Source organism: Streptomyces sp. AF1A (genome assembly GCF_047340315.1).
In the GTDB taxonomy this organism is placed as follows: Bacteria; Actinomycetota; Actinomycetes; order Streptomycetales; family Streptomycetaceae; genus Streptomyces.
Genome location: NZ_JBLEBI010000053.1, coordinates 21,717 through 37,685, shown reverse-complemented (window position 1 = coordinate 37,685; position 15,969 = coordinate 21,717). Strand labels below are relative to the sequence as shown.

Here is a 15,969-nt window from a genome sequence, read left to right as displayed (position 1 = left end):
CCGGCGACGGCAGGTCCGCGCCCTCCGCGCCGGGACGGCACCCGCACGCGCCGCGCCGTCGGCCGACCCTGCCGAGCGCGGCGGAGCCGGCGGCCGCTACTGTCACGTGTCGTCCGATGTGCTCCCTGATGTGCAGCAGGAGGCAGTTGTTCCATGTCCGGTCGTATGAGGGCCGTCGCGTCGGCCGGGAGCCTGCCGGAGCTGACGCCCGGACGGCTGCTGGGGTCGTGGCAGCTGGACGTGCCCGCGCTCCTGCTGATCGCCCTGCTGGGCGGCCTGTACGGCTGGGGCCTGCTCCGGCTGCGCCGGGCGGGCGGGACCTGGCCGCCCGGCCGTACCGCCGCCTTCGCGCTGCTCGGCCTCGGCGGGCTCGCGGTGGCCACGATGTCGGCGCTCGCCGTCTACGACCACGTCCTGTTCTGGCCGGCCGCGGTGCAGAACGTCCTGCTGGACCTGGTCGCACCCCTCGGGCTGGCCCTCGGCGATCCGCTGCGGCTCGCGGTCGAGGCGCTGCCCGGGGGCGCCGCCGGGCGGGTGCGGCGCGTGATGACCGGCCGGCTCGTGCGGCTGCTCACGTTTCCTCTGGTGAGTACGGCACTGGTGCTGGCGACCGAGCTCACGGTCTATTTCACGCCCTACTTCGCCACGGCCCTGCGCGTGGGCTGGCTGCACGAGCTGATGTACCTGCACCTGCTGGCGGCCGGCTGTCTGTTCGTCGTACCGGTGCTCACCCATGAGCAGGCGCTGCCGAAGTGGTGCACACATCCGGTCCGGGCCGCGCTGGTGTTCCTCGACGGGATCGTCGACGCGGTGCCCGGCGTCGTGGTGATGACGCACGGCACGCTCATCGCGGGCGCCTGGTACCTCCACCACGCCCCGTCGTGGTCGCCGGACGTCCAGCGGGACCAGCAGTTCGGCGGCGGTGCGATGCTCAGCATCGCCGAACTGGTCGCGCTGCCCTTCCTGTTGGCGATCCTCGTGCAGTGGGCGCGCGCCGAGCGCGTCCAGGCCGCCGCCCTGGACCGGCGGCTGGACCGGGACCTCGCCCCGGCCGCGCCCCGCACGCCGGAACCCGGCCGGACCGAGCCCGGGCCCGAGCGCGTACGGCCCTGGTGGGAGACCGAGGAGAACGAGGTGGCGGCCAGGATTCGCCGCCAGCACGGGGAGGACTGACAGTGGGGATGTGACGTGGCTTCTCCGACGGGTCGCGGCCGTCCGCGCGGCGGAAGGAGCGCGGCACGCGGAGGATGCCCCCTGCGCGTCGCGGGCGAAAACCCCTTTCGTCCGCGCGGTGAGTGATCAGGATGAGCGGGTGCGGATCGTGACCTTCCCGGAAGAAGCCACCCCGAGCCCGCTGCGCGTGCAGGTGCGGGAGTTGCAGGAACAGGCCTGGCCGTCGGCGGACGGCCCGGCCGGCCCTCCGCAGGCGCCGGTGCACGATCCGCTCCTGCGGCCGTTGTCGATGCTGGCCGTGGAGGGCGCGACGGTGGTGGCCGCGCTGGACGTGCTGTTCAAGGAGATCGTCCACGCCGGCGGGCGGTATGCGGCCGGCGGCGTGAGCACGGTGGTGACCCGGCGGGAGTCGCGCGGCCGGGGGTACGGCCGGCGCCTGGTGGCGGCGGCCCGGGAAGCGATGATCGGGCGAGGGCTGGACCTGGGGCTGTTCACCTGCGACAGGACGCTGCGGGTGTTCTACGAGGGCGCCGGCTGGCGGGCGCTCCCCGGGACGGTGCTGGTGGGCGGGACACCGCAGGATCCGTTCCCGAGCGACCGGCCCGGCTTCGACAAGGTCACCATGGCGGACTTCTTCAGCCCGGCGGCCCGGCGGGCGGAGGCCACGTTCCACGGCAGCCGCATCCCGCTGTACCCGGGGGAGATCGACGCGCTCTGGTGAGGGGGCGCCGCCCCCGCGCGCACCGGCCCGGGGCCGCAGGCGGCCGGCCGGACGACTTGGCGCGAGGCCGGCGCCCGGATCGGCCGCCGGCCGAAGCCGGCGATTTGTGGCGCGGACGGTCACCCGACCACGTGTGGCCGGAATGCATCCGGCGCGCGGGGATCACCGGAACGCGCGGCATTGCGCCCGGCCTCGCGCGGCCGCGGCGGGAATGCAGGTGAATCGGCGAACCGGAGCGGCGCACGCCGGATACCGGGCGATCCGACCCTTCGGAACACCCGGGAAGAAGTGGTCCGCCAACCATGACCGGTTGAAGTCTTATTGACCGTTGCATTCTTCTGATTCAGTGGAACGCGTTGTGAATCACACCCACTGAGGAGGCCACATGGCCGAAGTCAGGAAGGTCGACCGTCCGGCGGTCACCGCGTCGTCCCGTCCCTGCGCGTTCGTGTCGCCGGACAAGGGCAACGCGCCCACCATCACGCCCGTCCGCAAGCAGGCGGAGCCCGTCACGGCCCCCGCTGAGCAGCGGAAAGAGTGTGAACCGGCCTAAGGGCTGAGGTACCTCCGGGGCCCCGCCCGTCCGGCCGGGCCCCGGTCTGTCGCGCGGGCCCGGCCGAGCAGCGGCGGTTGGCCCGTTTCCCACGGTGGTGCGCCGGGGCGCATTTCACGCGGCCCTGCCGTGCACCGCGCGCCCGGAGCCGCGTCGTATGCGCGCCGGATTTCGTGACACGCAGGGAGAAGTCTTCAGCCATGCAGAATTCGATGTACCAGTCGTCGCGCTACGTCCGTACTCTGCGCGCCGCGGACGACCGGGATTTCACGTCATTCGGAGGCCGGCTGGATTCCTGTCCGGGTGACGAGCGAACCATGGCCTTTCATTCACTCTTCGGAAATGCGCGGCTGATCGACCGGGACATCCTCGAACTCCTCAGGGACGCCTCCGCGGGCATCAGCTGGGAACGGCTGCGGGAGCGGGTCGACGACGTGTCCCTGCGCGACCTCGTCGAGGCCCGCTTCCTCGTGGAGGCGGGGCACGACGAGGCCGTGGAGATCGACGCCCTGCTGGAGAGCCGGCGCAGCGCGCTCAGCAGCGGCGTGTTCCACTCCTCCATCCAGCTGGTGCTCACCAACGCCTGCAACTTCTCCTGCCAGGGCTGCTTCGCGTACAACTTCGACGGCGGCGTGGAGGAGCGCAACACCTCCGGGGAGTCGGTCAAACCCGGCCCGGTCCTCGTCGAGCTGCGCCGCTCGCGCGAGGCCGCCGCCCCGGTCCACCAGGACTCGGGCCCCACGCTCGCCCGGGGCGACTGGAACCACGGCTCGGACGAGGGCCGCAACCCCTCGATGCACATGTCCCGCGAGGTGGCCGAGAAGACCGTCAAGGAGGCCATCGCCCTGCGCAAGGCCAACGGCGGCGGCCATCTGACCGTGTCCTTCTTCGGCGGCGAGCCCACCCTGGCGCGCGGCACCATCCTGCACGTGCTGCGCACCTTCGGCGACCGCCACGACGGCGTCACCCTCTCCTACGACCTGACCAGCAACGGCTCCCGCATCGACGACGAACTGCTGGCGGCGCTCGCCGAGCACCGCGTCGACACCACCGTCTCCATCGACTACCTGGTTCCGGAGACCGGCGAGTTCCGCGGCGGCCAGCAGCAGCGCACCCCGTGGGCCGTGGTGCGCAAGGCGATCCTCGACATGAAGGCCGCGGGCGTCCCGGTCAGCATCACCTCGGTGCTCTCCCAGTACACCTGGGACAAGTGGGGCACCCCGCTCATCGACTTCGTCGCCGAGGCCGGCCTGGACGCCCTGGACGTCATCGTGTCGTTCCAGGCCAAGGAGTTCTTCCAGAAGCACAGCCCGCACGACGTGGCGCAGCGGCTGCTGGCCGCCGTCGACTACGGCCGCGAGCGCGGCGTCCAGCTCAGCGGCTACTGGTACCAGACCTTCCAGATGATCGTGGACGAGGCCAAGTGGGCGGAGCAGGCCGACTACAAGACCTGCCCGGCGGTCGGCCGCCAGCTGTCCATCGAGCCCAACGGCAGCGTCTTCGCGTGCAAGGCCACCGCCCGCAAGCTGGGCAGCATCGACGACTGGCGCGGCATCTTCTCCTCCCCCGCCTACCAGGACTACGGCATGCGCGCCTACACCAACGGCCCCGGCTGCCAGGGCTGCGAGCTGCAGGGCACCTGCTCGGGTGGCTCCGCGGGCGCGCTGGAGGAGGAGAACGGCTCCATCCAGGTGATGTCGCCGGGCTACTGCGCCTATATGCGCGAGGTGGTGCAGGGCCTTCTGGAACGCCACCACGCGCAGAGCCTCGCCACCCTGTCCTGACCCCGGCCCCGACGATCTCCGCAACGGCCCGCCCCCGCGTGCGGCGGTCCGCCGAGCCACGGCCCGGCCCGCGCGATGTGCGGTCCGGGCCGAGGAAGGGTGACTGGTTCCATGGCAACGATCGGAATGCACTTCGGCCACGACGCCGGTGCCGCGCTCACCGACGCGGGCGGTTACCACGTCATCGAGGCCGAGCGCCGCCTGGGCTTCCGCCATGTCTGCGGCGGCAACGGCGACTTCCCGCGGGCCGCCGCCGAGTGGCTGGCGGAGCTGCGGGACCGGGCGGCGAGCCCGGTGACCCGGATCGCCGTGGCCGACTGGTACACGCCGCGGTGCCAGGTGCTGCCGCCGGCGCTGGTGGAACTGGTGGACGAGGACGCCCGCTGGACGTTCACCGGCGGCACGGGCCTCGCCGACGCGGTGACCCGGGCGATCAAGCCCGTGGACTGGCCGCCGGCCAAGCAGCTCGGTGACATCACCCTGATCGCGGTGCGCCACCACTACGCGCACGCCGCCCTCGCCTACTACACCTCCGGCGCCCGCAAGGCACTGGTGCTGGCCCTGGACGGCACGGGCAACTACGCCGAGTGCGGCATGGTCTGCCTCGGCGACGGCGACCAGCTCACCCCGGTGATGTCCTTCACCAACCGCACCGGCCCGCGCTTCGGCCTGGTCTACGAGGCCCTCGCCCGGCGCGTGCACGGCAGCCAGTTCGACACCGGCAAGCTGCTCGGGCTGACCGCCACCGGGGAGACCGACGCGCGGCTGCTGCCGGTGCTGCGCGCCATGCTCGTCCCGCAGTCCACGCGGCGCGCGTCGCCGGACCTGTACGAGGTGCTCGACGAGCACCGGCTGACCGGCAGCGCGCTGCGCTACGCCGACACCTGGTGGGAGTACGACCCGGGCAGCGGCGGCTATCTGGACGCGGGTCTCGCCGACTCCTCGGACGACGACGTCGTGCACTCCTTCGGCTCGGTCTTCCCCGACGAGATCCGCACCGCGGACGGCCGTACCACCCTCGTCGGCAACTCCCCCGACGAGCGGGTCTGCCGAGACCTTGCGGCCACCTTGCAGAAAGCCGTCGAGGCGGATCTGACCCGGCTGGTCACCGGCATCAGCCGCCGCTTCCCGAGCTATTCCACGCTCTGCTACGCGGGCGGCTGCGCGCTGAACATCACCGCCAACAGCCGCCTCGCCGAGTCCGGCCAGTTCACCCGGGTGTCCATCCCGACCTGCTGCGACGACTCGGGGATCGCGCTGGGCGCGGCACTGGCGGTCGCCGGCCCGGCCGACCGGCCGGCGCCGACCGGCCGCTCGGGATGGGCGCCGCTGGCCTACGCCGGGCCGCCACTGGCCGGCCTCGGCACGGCGGACGGCGACCTGGCCGGGCGGCTGGCCGGGCTCGGGCTGTCGGTGCGGCGCGCCGCCGACGACGAGGAGTTCCTGGAGAGCGTCGCCGACCTGCTGGCCGGCCGGGCCTGCGTGGCCTGGCTGGAGGGCGGCCTCGAGACCGGCCCGCGGGCGCTGGGCCACCGCTCGCTGCTGGTCTCCGCCCACTGGAGCGGCGCCCGCAGGTACGTGTCCCAGACCATCAAGCAGCGGGAGTGGTTCCGGCCGGTCGCGCCGATCTGCCCGGAGGAGGTGGCCGACCGGTACTTCACCGGGCCCCTGGACCACACCGAGGCCATGCTGTTCGCGGTGCGGGTGCGGCCCGACCGGGCCCGGCAGCTCGCCGAGGCACGGCACATCGACGGCACCGCCCGGCTGCAGACCGTACGACCGGACGCGCAGCCCCTGCTGCACCGGCTGTGCCACGCCGTCGGCGCGCGCACGGAGCTGCCCGTACTGATCAACACCAGCGCCAACGGCGGCGGGCGGCCCATCCTCAACCGCCTCGACGAGGCACTCGAGTTGCTCGCCGAGACCGAACTGGACGCCGTGGCGCTGCCCGAACTCCGCCTGATCGTCGAGTGAACCCGCCCGTCCAGCACCCTGGAGAGAGCCCGTGGCCGCCATCCAACTGCGCGACATCCGCAAGACGCAGCCGCTGCGCGTCCTGTCCCCCGCCGACTGGGAACAGTGGATCACCCAGGGCTATGTGATCGTCCGTCAGGCCGTCGGGCCGGAGACGGTCGCCGCCCTCACCGAGGGTCTGTGTTCCTTCCTCGACATGCGCCCCGGCGACCCCTCGACCTGGACCTCGCCGCACACGGGCAACGACCGGCTGCCGGGCCACAGCGGACTGGTCGAGATGTACAACCACCAGGCGCAGTGGGACGTGCGGCAGACGCCGCGGGTGCACGCGGCCTTCGCCGACATCTGGGACCGCACCGACCTGTGGGTGACCATCGACTTCGCGAACGTCAACCCGCCCAACCGGGGGCCGCGCGCCTTCGACGGGTTCGTCCACTGGGACGTGGACACCTCCACCGACCCGCTGCCCGTGAGCTGTCAGGCGGTGCTGTCGCTGACCGAGGGCGACGAGGAGATCGGCGGCTTCCAGTGCGTGCCGGAGATCTTCACCGACTGGGAGAAGTGGGTGAGCGGCCAGCCCGCCGACCGCGACCCGTTCACACCGGACATCACCGGCTGCACGATCACCACGCCCCAGGTGGCGCCCGGTGACCTCATCATCTTCAACAGCCTGCTGCCCCACGGGGTGCACCCCAACGTGAGCGAGTCCCGGGTGCGGATGGCCCAGTACCTGACCATGGCGCCCGCCTGGGAGCGGGACGCCGCGCTGCGCGAGGCCCGGGTGCGGTTCTGGCGCGAGCGGATCCCGCCGCATCCGCCCGAGGGCGGGGTGCGCAAGAACGAGGCCGAGCTGTACGGGCCGGCGACGCTGACTCCCCTGGGCGAACGGCTGCTGGGCCTGCGGACGTGGTCCGAGGGGAGCGGTGTTGACTGACACCGCCCGCCCCGGCACCGGCCGCGCGCGCCGGGCGGACCTGGGCCGCCCGTTCCGCTGGCTGTGGGCCTCGACGGCCGCCTCCAACGCGGGCGACGGCATCACCCGGACGCTGCTGCCGCTGCTGGTGGTCACGCACCACCCCGACCCGGCGGCGGTCGCGGGGCTGACCACCGTCAACATGCTGCCCTGGCTGCTGTTCGCGCTCCCCGCGGGCGTCCTCGTGGACCGGACGGACCGGCGCCGGATCGTGCTCGGCAGCAACGTGGTCCGCGGCGCGGCCCTGCTCGGCGCGGCCGTCGTACTGGCCGGCGACCGGCCGCTGGCCCTGCTGTACGCGCTGGCGTTCCTGCTGGGCATCGCCGAGACCCTCGCCGACACGGCGGCGCCCGCGATGCTGCCGCGCCTGGTCGACGAGCGGCAGCTGGAGCGGGCCAACGGGCGCTTGTCGGCGGCGCAGATCGTGCTCAACGAGATGGTCGGGCCGCCGGTGGCGGGCCTGCTCGCCGGCCTGACCGCCGTGGCGGCACTGGCCGCGGGCGGGGCGCTGTACGCGGTGGCCGCGCTGCTGCTCCTCGGTCTCGCGCCGCTCGCCCACCCCGGCCGTGCCGTCGCCTCGGACGGGAGGCGCGGCGGAGTGCTGCGCGACGTCCGGGCGGGTCTCGGCTTCGTCCTCGGCCATCGCACCCTGCGGCTCACGCTGGCCGCGAGCGCCCTGTACGGCGTGGTGTTCTCGGCGACCTTCTCGATGCTGGTGCTGCTGAGCGACCGCGCTCTGGGACTGAACGGCACCGGCTACGGGCTGCTGCTCGCCGCCGGCTCCCTGGGCGCCGTCGCCGGCAGCTGGCTGGCGCCCCGGGCCGCCGACCGGCTGCCCGTCGTACGGCTGGCCCGGTGGTCCCTGGTGGCGTCCGGGGCCGCGTACGCCGCGCTGGGCCTGCAGCGCCAACCGGTCCTGGCCGCCCTGGTGTTGGCGGCCAACGGCGTCTTCATGACGGGCTGGAACATCCCCGTGATGTCGCTGCGTCAGCGGCTCACGCCGGAGCACCTGCAAGGCCGGGTGATGAGCGTGTCCCGGCTGTGCTCCTGGGGCTCCATGCCGGTCGGCGCGACGCTCGGCGGCCTGCTCGCCGAAGCGCTCTCCGTGCCCGCGGTGTTCACGGTGTGCGGCACCGTCCTGGCCGTCGGCGCGCTGCTCCTGCTCGCGCCCCTGCGGCACGATCCGCCCGCACCCGCCGCCCAGCCCGTGCACAGCGACCTACTCGACAAGGGGTGACCATTGGACACGCAGCCGGACACACAGCCGGACACCCAGCTGTACGACACGGTGATCGTCGGAGGCGGCCCGGCCGGCCTGGGCGGGGCGCTGTACCTGGGCCGTTCGCGGCGCCGGGTGCTGCTGATCGACTCGGGCGACGCCCGCAACATGGCGGCGGGGGTCATGCACAACGTCCTCACCAACGACGGCGCGACGATCGCGGACTTCCGGGCCCGTTCCCGCGCGCAACTCGCGGCGTACGACGTGACGTTCCGCGACGACGAGGTGGTCTCGGCCGAACCCGACGGCGACCGCGTGGTGGTCGCCACCAAGGAGTCCGGCACCTTCCGCGCCCGCACCCTGCTGTACGCGGCCGGGGTCCGCTCGGTCCTGCCACCCGTCCCGGGCCTGGCGGACCTGTGGGGCACGGCGGTCTTCGAGTGCCCGTACTGCCACGCCTGGGAGGTGCGCGACCGCAGTTTCGCCGTGTACGGCGGCGCTGTGCCCAGCGAGTGTCTGGCCGCGACGCTGACGGTGTGGTCCGACACCCTCACCTATCTCACCGACCGGCGCGAGCTGCCCCGGGACGAACGGGACCGGCTCACCGCGGCCGGGGTGCCGGTCGTCACCGACCAGGTGGTGGAGCTGAGGCGGCATCCCGAGGGGCTGGAGGTGCTGTTCGCCGGCGGCCGGACCGCGCGCTTCGGGGCGATGTTCCTGCACCTGGACATCGAGCCCCGAATCGCCCCGCTGCGGCCCTGGCTCGAGGCGCCGGACCTGGAGTCCGTCCAGACCGACGAGCGCGGCCGGACCAGCCTGCACCGGCTGTACGTGGCCGGTGACCTCGGCAGGAACATGCAGCAGGCCGCGATGGCCGCAGCCAGCGGCGGGCTGGCGGGCATGGCCATCAACGCCGACCTGATCCGGGAGGACCGCCCCGGCTCCCTGCCCGAGCCGCCGCCCCCGACGCCGGACCGCTGAGCACACGCCGCCGAACCCACTCACGCCCCGGGAGCCCCTTCGCGATGACGTCGCCCCGCGCCGAGTTCACCCCGCACATGGAGCACTACACCTTCTTCCTGGAGGACCAGCCCTACCTGGGCTACTTCCAGTACGGCAACGAGAAGACCCCCGTCTACACCACCGACCGGCACGGCTTCCGGGTCACACCGGGCCCGGACGGGCTCCGGGCGACGGTCGGCGACGACCGCCCCGACGGCCCGGCGCGCGTGCTCGCGGGCAGCTCGGCCGTCTTCGGCGTCGGCGCCACCGGTGACGCGGCCACCGTCACCGCACGCCTGTGGAATGCCCACGCGCCCCGGCTGCCCTGGCTGAACATCGCCGGGCAGAGCCACAACTCGGCCCAGGAGCTGCTGCTGTTCACCCTGTTCCTGCACGAACTGCCGCCCGTCGAGGACATCGTGCTGCTCTCCGGGGTCAACAACCTGGTGCTGAGCCGGCTGCCGGAGGAGAAGCAGGGGCGGCACGGCGCGTTCTTCGACTGCGGGCCCGCCCCCGACGTCGTACCGCCGCCGGACCAGCGGGTCGCACACGCCGCCGAGCTGACCATCCGGCACCTCGGCGGGTGGAAGACGCTCGCGGACGGCCTCGGTGCCCGGCTGACCTTCGTGCTCCAGCCGCTCGCCCCCTGGGTGCGCGAGAAGCCGCTGCCCCGCGAGCAGCTGCTCTTCGAGGAGCTCGACGAGGTCTCCAACTTCCGCCGGTTCCACAACGACATCTCCACCATGGCGGTGGGCCGTGCCTACGCGGACCGGCTGGCGGCCGGATGCGCCCGGCTGAACGTGCCGTTCCTGGACATGAACGTGGCGCTGGCGGAGGCCGCCGGCCCCGAGGACTGGCTGTTCATCGACCGCGTGCACTGCACCGACCTGGGGTACGACCTCGTGGCCCGGCAGCTGGCGGACCGCCTCGACCTGGTGTGAGGGGAGCCCTCGATGCCCGATCCGACGCACGACGACGCCCGCACGGCGCACGGCGTCGCTCGCCCGGCAGACCACGATGCCTCCACGGCGCACGACGACGCCCGCACGGCGCCCGCGACGGCCGTCCGCCGGTTCGCCTCCTGGCTGCGGCGCGGGGACCGGCCCGGCCCCTCCCCGAGCCTCCCGCCGGACGCGCCTGCGCCCCCGCCGTCCGGGCTGCGGCCGCAGCCCGAGGACGACGCCTCCGTCTACCCCCTGTTCTGACATGAGGATCGCCAGGGGTGGCGCGTCCACGGGCGGGCCGCAGGGCCCGGTCCTGGGCGTCTCCGCGTACTACCACGACAGCGCGGCGGCCCTGGTGGCCGACGGCGTCCCGCTCGCGGCGGCGCAGGAGGAGCGGTTCACCCGGCGCCGCCACGATCCCGGGTTTCCCGCTCACGCCGTCGCCTCCTGCTTGCGTGAGGCCGGGCTCCGTCTCGACGAGCTGGCGGCCGTGGCCTTCTACGAGGACCCGGCGCTGAAGTTCCGCCGGGTGCTGGCGACCTGGCTGGCCACGGCCCCGCGCGGGTTCCCGGTGTTTCGCCGGGCGTTCCCCGAGTGGGCCGGCTGGAAGCGGCGCGCCCTGGACGACGTACGGGCGCGGCTGCGAAACCTGGCGCCCGGGCGGCGCCTGCCACCGGTGGTGGCGCACCGGCACCACGCCTCGCACGCCGCGTCGGCGTTCTTCCCGAGTCCGTACCCGTCGGCGGCCGTGCTGTGCGTCGACGGCGTCGGCGAGTGGGAGACGACGACGCTGTGGCACGGCCGCGGCACCGAACTGGTCCCGCTGGCGCACCTGCGCTTCCCGCACTCGCTCGGCATGCTGTACTCGGCGTTCACCTACTTCTGCGGCTTCAAGGTCGACTCCGGCGAGTACAAGCTGATGGGCCTCGCCCCCTACGGGACGCCCCGCTACGCCACGCTCATCCGGGAGCGCCTGATCGACGTCAAGGCGGACGGCTCCTTCCGCCTCGACCTGCGGTACTTCACCTTCCAGTACGGGCGGACCATGGTCGGCCAGGCTTTCGAGGAACTGTTCGGCGGGCCGCGCAGAACGCCCGAAGGGCCGCTGACCGAGCGCGAGTTCGACCTGGCGGCCTCCGTGCAGCAGGTGACCGAGGAGGTGCTGCTGCGGCTGGCCCGGACGGCACTGGAGCGCACCGGGGAACGACGGCTGTGCCTGGCGGGCGGCGTGGCGCTCAACTGCGTGGCCAACGGCCGGCTTGTGGCGGACGGAGTCTGCGACGAGCTGTGGGTCCAGCCGGCCGCCGGGGACGCGGGCGGGGCGCTCGGCGCGGCCCTGGCCGAGTCGCACGGCCGGGGAGCACCCCGCGCTCACGTGGAGCGGGGCACCGACGCGATGGCGGGGGCGCTGCTCGGCCCCGGCTGCTCGGAGCGGGAGATCGAGGAGTTCCTGACCCGGCGGGGGTACCGGGCCGTACGGCTGCCGGAGCGGGAGCTGGCGGAACGCGTCTCGGCGGAGCTGGCGGCGGGCCGGGTGGTGGGCTGGTTCCAGGGACGGATGGAGTTCGGGCCGCGGGCGCTGGGCAACCGGTCGATCCTCGCCGACCCGCGCGATCCCGGCATGCAGTCCACGCTCAACCTCAAGACCAAGTTCCGCGAGTCCTTCCGGCCGTTCGCACCGGCGGTGCTCGCCGAGGACGCCAAGGACTGGTTCGACCTGGCGCAGGAGAGTCCGTACATGCTCCTGACCGCGCAGGTCGCCGCGGCCAGGCGGCTGCGGTGCCCCACCGGGGACACGACGGGTACGAACCTGCTGCGGGTGCCGCGCTCGACGATCCCGGCGGTCACCCACGTCGACGGCTCGGCGCGGGTGCAGACGGTGACCGCCGAGCACAACCCGCGGTTCCACGCCCTGCTGACCGCCTTCCGGGACCGCACGGGATGCCCGGTGCTGGTGAACACCTCGTTCAACGTGCGCGGGGAGCCGATCGTGTGCGACGCCGCGCAGGCGTACGCCTGCTTCATGCGCACTCGGATCGACCTGCTGGTCCTGGGCGACTTCCTGCTGGTCAAACGGGATCAGCCCGTGTGGCGGGAGGAGGGCGACTGGCGTGCCGCGATCCCGATGGACTGACCGGCTGCGGCACCTGGGCCTGGCCGCGCTGTACTTCGGGGTGCTCACCCCGGCCGGGCTGTGCGTGCGGGCGGTGCGCGATCCCCTGCGCCGCTCCTGGGAGACGCATCGTACGAGCTATCTGGCCCGCCCGAGCCGTCCGCCCCGCCCGAGCCGTCCGCCCGTCTTCCGCCGGACGCGCTGACGGGGCGTCGGACGGTCCAGGCATCAGCCCGGGGCCGCCGCGGAGGTCACCACCACCTGCCGCGTACCGAGGACGTGGACGCGGGAGGCGGCCTCGGTGAAGCCGCAGGCCGTCGTCCAGGCGCTCGCCTCCTCCGCGGTCCGCGGCAGCGGCACATCGCGGGCGACGTGAGCCGCGAAGCGCCCCGAGGGGCGGAAGTGTGTCGCCAGCGGCAGTGTGAAGCCCACCCGGCCGCCCGGCCGCAGCGCGCGCAGCCAGTCGGCCGGTGCACGCCGCCCCAGGAAGTGCAGCGACGATGCGCAGAGCACGACATCGAGGGAGTGATCGGCGACGGGCAGCGGTACGGCATCGCCGACGCGCCAGTCGATCGCCGACTCGAGGCCCAGGTCCGCGGCCCGGTCCCGCCCTGCCGCGACCATCCCGGCGGACAGGTCGACGGCCAGAACGGGCCCGGCGCCGTCCGGCCGGCCGAGCGCGAGCTGCCTGGCGACGGCCCCCGCTCCGCACGCCACGTCCGCGACCGCCTCATCCGCGCCCGGCGCGACCCAGGCGATCAGTGCACGCGCGATGTCCTCATGGTGCCGGTGGTCGTAGCTGTCGGCCAGCTCGTCGAACGCTCCGGCCAGCGTTGCGCTCTGTGTCACGGTGCGATCGTAGGGCGTGTCCCGGGGTGGTGGACGACGGGCCGTGTGCGGGCGGGGTTCCTCGTTCCGGGGGCCGGTTTCCCGACGGTGGACACCGCGAGCACCAGCGGCCCGGGCACGACACAGGCCCCACTCACCCGTACGGCACGGACACCGTGCCTGGAGGCATCCGGCGGCGGACGATCAGTCACGGAACCCCGGGAGGTCGTCGTGGGACACGCCGTCGGTGACGTGCTCGGCCTGGCGGCCGCAGTCGCGGTCAGTCCGCTCCCCGTCGTGGCGCTCATCCTCGTCCTGGCCACCCCGCGGGGAAGGCCGAACGGCATCCTGTTCGCCGTCGGCTGGTTGCTCGGCCTCTCCGCCCTCGGCGCGATCATGCTGGCGGTGGGGGGCGGCGGCGGGGCGTCCGCACACAGGCACCCGGCCACGTGGGTGGGGGCGCTCAAGCTGGCGCTCGGCCTGCTGCTCACGCTGTTCGCGGTCCGGCAGTGGCGTCGGCGTCCGCGCGACCCCTCGCAGGCGCAGCTGCCGAAGTGGATGGCGGCCATCGATCGCTTCACGCCCGTCAAGGTGCTCGGACTCGGGCTGCTGCTCTCGGCCGCGAACGCCAAGAACGCCCCCCTGACCATCGCCGCCGGCGCCTCCGTCAGCTCGGCCGGAATCGCCGTGCCGCAGCAGATCGGGGCGCTCGCGATCTTCGTGGTCATCGCCTCCCTCGGAGTCCTCGCGCCGCTGGCCGTCTGTCTGTGCATGGGCGAGCGGGCCACCACCGTCCTCACCGGCTGGCGGGACTGGGCCGTACAGCACAACGTCGCCGTCATGGCCGCTCTCTTCTTCGTGCTCGGACTCAAGCTGCTCGGCGACGGGATCGACGCGCTCACGTCCTGAGGACGGATGGTGCGAGACGTCCCGGCCGCGCCGACGACGCCGCGGCACGCGCGCGCTGCGCGGCCCGGCTGCTGTCGGCGACACGGGTGGGGGTCCCGAGATGCGGGGGCCGGGAGACAGCCGTTTACTGAAGCCCACCGCCCGATGCGCCGCGTCCGGCCCGCCGGAGGGAGGCGTCCCGCGTGCCGACCCGACTGAACCAGGACCGACCCGCCCGACGGGGCGCCCGTCCACCCAACGCCCCGCGGACTCCTTGCTGTTGGCGGCCTCGTGGGCGCGGGGCGGCGGGCGTGGCGAGCGCGCCCGGAAAGCGGCGCGCGTGAGCGGCCCGGCCGCCCGGTCCCCCGCCGCGGACGAGGCCGATCCCGGTCGCTTGCTGCTCGGGCGCGGGTACCTGCGGATTCTGCTGCTGTCGCTGTGCCTGGGCGTGCCCATCGCGGTCGCCTGCTTCTTCTTCGTCGGGCTCCAGCGCTGGCTGCAGCACCTGGTGTGGGAGGAGCTGCCGCACACGTTGGGACTCGGGCGGGCCCCTTGGTGGTGGCCGCTGCCCGCACTCGCGCTGGCCGGGCTGGTGCTCGCCCCGATCGTCACCCGGATGCCGGGCGGCGGTGGGCACGTCCCGGTGCGAGGGCTGGGCGGCAAGCCGGTCGGTCCACCCGCCCTGCCCGGCGTGGTGCTGGCCGCCGTGCTCACGCTTCCGCTGGGCGTGACCCTCGGCCCCGAGGCGCCGCTGATGGCGGTCGGCTCCGCGCTGGCCCTGTTCGGCCTGCACGCCCTGCGGGAGACGGTGGACGCCCGCTCGACGTCGGTGGTCGCCACCGCGGGATCGACGGCGGCGATCTCCACCATTCTCGGCGGGCCGGTCGTTGCCGCCATCATGGTCGTCGAAGCCGCCGGGCTCGCCGGGCCCCGGCTCGCCGTCCTGTTGCTGCCCTCCCTGGCCGCGAGCGGGGCGGGAGCGCTCGTCTTCACCGGCTTCGGTCACTGGACGGGCCTGTCCATCGGCGCCCTCGCGCTGCCGACGGTGCCGCCGGCCGCCAAGCCGGACGCGGGCGACTTCCTGTGGGGGCTGCCCGCCGCCGTGCTGGTCGCCGCGATCGTCACGGCGGCGCACCGGCTGGGCGAACGGACCTGCACGTGGACCTCGGCCCGGGGCACGGCGGCCCGCACGCTGTGGTGCGCGACGGCCGTCGGCGTCTGCCTGACGGTGTACGCGCTGCTCACGGGCCGCTCGCCCGAGGAGGTGGCGCTGTCCGGGCAGGACACACTCGCGCGGCTGGCCCAGCAGCCCCACGCGTGGTCCGTGCCCGCGCTGGTGGCGCTGGTCGCCTGCAAGGCGCTCGCGTGGGGCATCAGCCTGGGCAGCCTGCGCGGCGGCCCGATCTTCCCGGCTGTGCTGATCGGCGTGGCCACCGGCGTGGCCTGCTCGGGCCTGCCCGGGCTCGGGGTCACTCCCGGGTTCGCGCTGGGCATCACGGCGGCGGCCACGGTCGTGACCGGCCTGCCGCTCACCAGCTCGGTCCTGGCCGTCCTGTTGCTCGGCCGCGACGCCTACGACCAGATGCCGCTCATCGTCCTGACCGCCGTCGTCGCCGTGCTGAGCAGCCACCTCCTGGCCCGGCGCCGGCCTGCGCAGGACGTGCCGGCCCCTTCGGGCGAGGGCCGTGCGTGAGCCCGCCGTCCCCGAGGAGCGCTGATGCGCGCCGGCCGCCTTCCCCGCCTCCTGGTCCGACAGGGACGCGCCGCTGGTGGGCACGGGGCGACGTGCCCCGAGCC

General features: G+C 73.9%; 15 protein-coding genes. 14 read left to right on the top strand and 1 reads right to left on the bottom strand.

The window, feature by feature from the left end; genetic code table 11:
* Positions 1–153 precede the first annotated feature (153 nt).
* The 12 genes from ACLU3S_RS17165 (at position 154) to ACLU3S_RS17110 (ending at position 12,661) form a co-directional block, all read left to right on the top strand.
* Positions 154–1,173: a cytochrome c oxidase assembly protein gene (locus ACLU3S_RS17165; protein WP_413952738.1), complete on the top strand. Its 1,020-nt coding sequence runs from the start codon at positions 154–156 to the stop codon at positions 1,171–1,173.
* A 118-nt stretch (positions 1,174–1,291) separates the two neighbouring features.
* Positions 1,292–1,894, top strand: coding sequence for a GNAT family N-acetyltransferase (locus tag ACLU3S_RS17160; protein WP_413952737.1), 603 nt, complete (start codon positions 1,292–1,294; stop codon positions 1,892–1,894).
* A 385-nt stretch (positions 1,895–2,279) separates the two neighbouring features.
* Complete coding sequence (locus tag ACLU3S_RS17155) at positions 2,280–2,447, top strand: hypothetical protein (RefSeq protein ID WP_413952736.1); 168 nt, start codon at positions 2,280–2,282, stop codon at positions 2,445–2,447.
* Positions 2,448–2,764: 317 nt separating this feature from the next.
* Positions 2,765–4,231 carry a radical SAM protein gene (locus ACLU3S_RS17150; RefSeq protein ID WP_413952735.1) on the top strand — a complete coding sequence of 489 codons (1,467 nt, stop codon included), beginning with the start codon at positions 2,765–2,767 and terminating at the stop codon, positions 4,229–4,231.
* Positions 4,232–4,342: 111 nt separating this feature from the next.
* Positions 4,343–6,205 (top strand): carbamoyltransferase C-terminal domain-containing protein, encoded by a 1,863-nt coding sequence (locus tag ACLU3S_RS17145; RefSeq protein WP_413952734.1) that lies wholly within the window; start codon positions 4,343–4,345, stop codon positions 6,203–6,205.
* 31 nt (positions 6,206–6,236) lie between these two features.
* Complete coding sequence (locus ACLU3S_RS17140) at positions 6,237–7,139, top strand: phytanoyl-CoA dioxygenase family protein (RefSeq protein ID WP_413952733.1); 903 nt, start codon at positions 6,237–6,239, stop codon at positions 7,137–7,139.
* The gene (locus ACLU3S_RS17135) at positions 7,132–8,415 is read left to right on the top strand and encodes an MFS transporter (RefSeq protein ID WP_413952732.1); all 1,284 of its coding nucleotides are present in this window, start codon (positions 7,132–7,134) and stop codon (positions 8,413–8,415) included. Before ACLU3S_RS17140 ends, ACLU3S_RS17135 begins: the two co-directional genes overlap by 8 nt.
* Before the next feature lie 3 nt (positions 8,416–8,418).
* The gene (locus ACLU3S_RS17130) at positions 8,419–9,378 is read left to right on the top strand and encodes an NAD(P)/FAD-dependent oxidoreductase (protein WP_413952731.1); all 960 of its coding nucleotides are present in this window, start codon (positions 8,419–8,421) and stop codon (positions 9,376–9,378) included.
* A gap of 44 nt (positions 9,379–9,422) precedes the next feature.
* Positions 9,423–10,340, top strand: a complete 918-nt coding sequence (locus ACLU3S_RS17125) for an SGNH/GDSL hydrolase family protein (protein WP_413952730.1) — start codon at positions 9,423–9,425, stop codon at positions 10,338–10,340.
* Between the two features lie 12 nt (positions 10,341–10,352).
* Positions 10,353–10,604 (top strand): hypothetical protein, encoded by a 252-nt coding sequence (locus tag ACLU3S_RS17120; protein ID WP_413952729.1) that lies wholly within the window; start codon positions 10,353–10,355, stop codon positions 10,602–10,604.
* 1 nt (position 10,605) lies between these two features.
* A complete protein-coding gene (locus ACLU3S_RS17115; RefSeq protein WP_413952728.1) occupies positions 10,606–12,477 on the top strand; it encodes a carbamoyltransferase in 1,872 nt (623 codons plus the stop codon).
* Entirely contained in the window at positions 12,455–12,661 is a 207-nt protein-coding gene (locus ACLU3S_RS17110; protein ID WP_413952727.1) for a hypothetical protein, read from the top strand. Before ACLU3S_RS17115 ends, ACLU3S_RS17110 begins: the two co-directional genes overlap by 23 nt.
* Positions 12,662–12,684: 23 nt before the next feature.
* On the opposite strand, the gene ACLU3S_RS17105 is transcribed toward ACLU3S_RS17110, so the two are convergent.
* Positions 12,685–13,305, bottom strand: coding sequence for a class I SAM-dependent methyltransferase (locus ACLU3S_RS17105; protein WP_413952726.1), 621 nt, complete (start codon positions 13,303–13,305; stop codon positions 12,685–12,687).
* Between the two features lie 210 nt (positions 13,306–13,515).
* Here ACLU3S_RS17105 and ACLU3S_RS17100 point away from each other — a divergent pair, with 210 nt between their 5' ends.
* Together ACLU3S_RS17100 and ACLU3S_RS17095 are read left to right on the top strand one after the other, a co-directional pair.
* Positions 13,516–14,193, top strand: a complete 678-nt coding sequence (locus ACLU3S_RS17100) for a GAP family protein (protein WP_413952725.1) — start codon at positions 13,516–13,518, stop codon at positions 14,191–14,193.
* Between the two features lie 319 nt (positions 14,194–14,512).
* Positions 14,513–15,865, top strand: coding sequence for a chloride channel protein (locus tag ACLU3S_RS17095; RefSeq protein ID WP_413952724.1), 1,353 nt, complete (start codon positions 14,513–14,515; stop codon positions 15,863–15,865).
* Positions 15,866–15,969: the final 104 nt, after the last annotated feature.

Excerpts from the sequence above, each read along its gene's own strand:
- ACLU3S_RS17120 (WP_413952729.1), top strand. The coding sequence starts at position 10,353 with ATGCCCGATCCGACGCACGACGACGCCCGCACGGCGCACGGCGTCGCT.
- ACLU3S_RS17145 (WP_413952734.1), top strand. The coding sequence starts at position 4,343 with ATGGCAACGATCGGAATGCACTTCGGCCACGACGCCGGTGCCGCGCTC.
- ACLU3S_RS17165 (WP_413952738.1), top strand. The coding sequence starts at position 154 with ATGTCCGGTCGTATGAGGGCCGTCGCGTCGGCCGGGAGCCTGCCGGAG.
- ACLU3S_RS17150 (WP_413952735.1), top strand. The coding sequence starts at position 2,765 with ATGGCCTTTCATTCACTCTTCGGAAATGCGCGGCTGATCGACCGGGAC.
- ACLU3S_RS17125 (WP_413952730.1), top strand. The coding sequence starts at position 9,423 with ATGACGTCGCCCCGCGCCGAGTTCACCCCGCACATGGAGCACTACACC.
- ACLU3S_RS17155 (WP_413952736.1), top strand. The coding sequence starts at position 2,280 with ATGGCCGAAGTCAGGAAGGTCGACCGTCCGGCGGTCACCGCGTCGTCC.
- ACLU3S_RS17115 (WP_413952728.1), top strand. The coding sequence starts at position 10,606 with ATGAGGATCGCCAGGGGTGGCGCGTCCACGGGCGGGCCGCAGGGCCCG.